4 protein-coding genes are annotated in these 3,394 nt (G+C 74.9%); 3 read left to right on the top strand and 1 reads right to left on the bottom strand.

Translation table 11 applies throughout. The annotated features are described in order from the left end of the window. Positions 1 to 168: 168 nt before the first annotated feature. The gene (locus tag ACODR5_RS13445; protein ID WP_488983909.1) at positions 169 to 1,173 is read right to left on the bottom strand and encodes a hypothetical protein; all 1,005 of its coding nucleotides are present in this window, start codon (positions 1,171 to 1,173) and stop codon (positions 169 to 171) included. Between the two features lie 48 nt (positions 1,174 to 1,221). Here ACODR5_RS13445 and ACODR5_RS13440 point away from each other — a divergent pair, with 48 nt between their 5' ends. Genes ACODR5_RS13440 through ACODR5_RS13430 form a run of 3 tightly spaced genes read left to right on the top strand, consistent with a single transcriptional unit; the run spans position 1,222 to position 3,313 of the window. Beyond that, positions 1,222 to 2,100 (top strand): hypothetical protein, encoded by an 879-nt coding sequence (locus ACODR5_RS13440; protein ID WP_488983908.1) that lies wholly within the window; start codon positions 1,222 to 1,224, stop codon positions 2,098 to 2,100. Then, entirely contained in the window at positions 2,084 to 3,121 is a 1,038-nt protein-coding gene (locus ACODR5_RS13435) for an HAD-IIA family hydrolase (protein ID WP_449854998.1), read from the top strand. The genes ACODR5_RS13440 and ACODR5_RS13435 overlap by 17 nt, the downstream gene beginning before the upstream one ends. 9 nt (positions 3,122 to 3,130) lie before the next feature. Then, positions 3,131 to 3,313, top strand: coding sequence for a hypothetical protein (locus ACODR5_RS13430; RefSeq protein WP_449854997.1), 183 nt, complete (start codon positions 3,131 to 3,133; stop codon positions 3,311 to 3,313). The last annotated feature ends 81 nt before the right edge of the window (positions 3,314 to 3,394 follow it).

Here is a 3,394-nt window from a genome sequence, read left to right as displayed (position 1 = left end):
ACCACTTCACCGGAAGGCCGCCCAACGCTGGGCGGCCTTCCGTCGTTCACACGACAATCACAATCCAACAGCGGTACGGTGCTTCGACGCCGTAGAAGAGGGACGGGGACAATGGCTGACGACGCTGACAAGCGGGATCCGCGCGATCACAGGGACGGCCCCCGCCGCTCACCGCAGGGTGGATCCCGTCGCGACGACTCGCGTGGCCGCGATGCCGCGCGAGCGGATCGCGGCGAGCCCCGTCGCGACGACCGATCGGGCCGCCAGGACGACCGCGGGTCGAGGCCCTACCGCGAGGGCGCTCGCCCCGCTGCCCGCGACGGTCAGCGGCTGCCTCGGGCCGGCGACGATCGTCCTCGTCGGCGAGGTGACGGCTACCGCCCGCGCCAGGACCGCGACGACTCGCGCTCTCGCGGTGAGGGCGGTCGCTCTGCGCGCGATGGCGGTTACCGTCCGCGTGGCGAAGGGGAGTACCGTCCCCGTCGCGAGGGCGACGGCTACCGTCCGCGGCAGGACCGCGATGGCTACCGCTCCGGTCAGGGTCACGACGGGCAGCGCTCGGGTTCCGCCCGCGACGGCAACCGCGCGGGCTCGTCCCGCGACGCATACCGCCCGCGCCGTGACGAGAACGACCGTCCGCGCCGGGACGGCGATCGCCCGGCTCGCGACGGGGGCTTCCGCCCGCCCCGCGCCGAGGGCGGCTACCGCCCGCAGCGTGACGCGGGACCCTCGCGTCCACGCCAGGACCGCGACGACCGTCCGCGCCGTGACGGCGACCGCGCGGCTCGCGACGGCGGGTTCCGCCCGCGCCGCGACGGGGACGGCTACCGCGCCCGCGAGGACCGGGATGGCTCGCGTCCGCGCGACGATCGTGGCGGGTATCGTCCTCGCGACGATCGCGACGGGTACCGCCCGCGGCAGGATCGCGCCGGCTACCGTCCGCGCCGCGACGAAGGCGACCGCCCGCGCCGGTACGAGGGAGATTCCCGCGACCGTCGTCCCTCCGGCGACCGCCGCGGCGCTCGCCCGCCCCGCGACGACCGCGAGGCACCGCGCCGCTGGCAGGACCGCGACGAGCGCGCCACCGGCGCGCGTCGCGACCGTGACGAGGACCGCGCGCCGCGCATTCCCGATCCGGAGCTGCCCGACGACGTCACGCCCAAGGATCTGCACGGTCAGCAGAACGAGCTCAAGACGCTGAGCAAGGAGAACGCCGACCGCGTGGCACGCCACATCGTCATGGCGGCGCGCCTGATCGACGACGACCCGCAGCTGGCCCACGAGCACGCCCTCGCGGCGGTCCGTCACGCGGGCCGCGTCGCCCTGGCGCGCGAGACGCTGGCGGTCACCGCCTACACGCTGGGTGACTTCGCCCTCGCGCTGCGCGAGCTGCGCACGCTGCGCCGCATCACGGGCCGCAACGACCACGTCGCCATGATCGTCGACAGCGAGCGCGGCGTCGGCCGCCCCGAGAAGGCGCTGGAGGAGGGGCGCGCCGCCGACCGCGACGCGCTCTCGGTCGAGCAGCGCGTCGAGCTGGCGATCGCCCTGTCGGGCGCGCGCCTCGACCTCGGTCAGACCGAGCTCGCGCTCGCGGAGCTGGACGTGCCCGAGGCCGATCCCGATCGCGCGTTCCCGTGGAGCCCCGGCCTGTTCGCCGCTCGCGCGGCCGTGCTCGAGGACCTCGGGCGGGAGGACGAGGCGGCCGAATGGCACGCGCGTGCCGAGATCGCGGCGGACGCCATCGACCAGGACCTGGCGCAGGGCGACGAGATCCTCGTGGACGAGGTGGAGGAGATCGAGCCGGAGTTCGCCGATGAGCACGCCGACGCGGACGAGCCGGCCGGTCCCGACGCGGCGGACGCGGAGCCCGCCGACCTCGACTCGGCTGCCGAGCCGTCCGAGGACGAGTCGTCGGAGGAGCCCCTCGCCGACGAGCACGACGACGAGGGCGAGCCCGCCGACGAGGGCTTCACGATCGAGGACGAGGTCGACCAGATCCTCGCCGACGCCGGCGTGATCGACGCCGGTGAGAACCCGCATACCGACCCGCAGACCGAGGACGAGGAGGCTGACGGCACCGATGGCGCTGTTCGCTAAGAAGACCGAGGCGGCACCGCTCGACGGCGTCGACGTGGTGCTCGCGGATCTCGATGGCGTCGTCTACGCGGGCCCCGGTCCGCTGCCGCACGCCGTCGAGAGCCTGACGCGCGCGGCCGGCGAGGGGCGCCGGCTGGGGTACATCACCAACAACGCCTCGCGCACCGACGCCACCGTCGCCGCGCATCTCACGGGCCTCGGGCTGCCCACGCGCCCCGAGGAAGTCGTCACGAGCCCGCAGGCGGCCGTCCGGCTGCTCGGCGAGAAGGTCGCACCGGGCGCGACCGTGCTCGTGGTCGGCGGCGAGGGCCTCGTCGTCGAGCTCGAGAAGGCCGGCTACGTGGTCACGCGCAGCGCCGAGGATGCTCCGGCCGCCGTCGTGCAGGGCTTCGCGCCCGACGTGGGATGGACCCAGCTCGCCGAGGCCGCGTACGCGCTCGCGACGCCCGAGGAGGACGGCGGCATCCCCTGGATCGCCACCAACACGGACTGGACGATCCCGCAGGCGCGCGGCATCGCGCCGGGCAACGGCACGCTCGTCTCCGCCGTGCACACCGCGGTCGGCCGCCTCGCGACGGTCGCGGGCAAGCCGGAGGCGCCGATCTTCCACGAGGCCGTCGCCCGCTTCGGCGCCGCCAAGCCGCTGTTCCTGGGCGATCGCCTCGACACCGACATCCAGGGCGCGCAGGCCGCGGGCATCGACTCCGCCGTGGTGCTGACGGGGATCGACCGGCCCAAGCACATCCTGGCCGCGCCGGCGCACTCGCGCCCGACGTACATCCTGAGCGACCTGCGCGAGCTGTTCGAGCCCTACCCGGTCGTGAAGCAGAAGGGCGATGTCACCACAGTGCGCGACGCCAGGGTGCGCGTCAGCGGGCCGGACATCGAGATCCTCTCGGAGGGCAGCGACATCGATCTGCTGCGCGCGGGCGCGCACGCGATCTGGACCACGGGCAGGCAGATCTTCGGATTCCGCGTGCCCGAGCGGCTCTACGCCGATCCCTTCCACCGCCAGAGGTAGCGTGGGGGCATGGACAGCGTGATCCCCGAGGACGAGACGGGCGAGGGCCTCGTCAGCCGCGTGCGGGTGGTCGAGCAGCAGCCGCTCGCGCAGCGCGCCGCGGCGTACGCGGCCCTGCACGACGAGCTCGCGCGCCGCCTCGAGTCGGCACCGGGCGAGGCAGCTCCCGAGACGCGCGGCGAGCAGCGGTGAGCGAGCGCCTCGACGCGGCGCTGGCCGCGCGGGGCCTGGCCCGATCGCGCACCCACGCCGCGGCGCTGATCGCGCAGGGGC

This window comes from Microbacterium sp. FG3 (assembly GCF_057809335.1).
The sequence above is the reverse complement of the archived record's forward strand: the minus strand, read 5'-3'. Positions and strand labels throughout refer to the sequence as shown.

Coding starts and splice junctions, on each gene's coding strand:
- ACODR5_RS13430 (WP_449854997.1), top strand. CDS start 3,131: ATGGACAGCGTGATCCCCGAGGACGAGACGGGCGAGGGCCTCGTCAGC.
- ACODR5_RS13435 (WP_449854998.1), top strand. CDS start 2,084: ATGGCGCTGTTCGCTAAGAAGACCGAGGCGGCACCGCTCGACGGCGTC.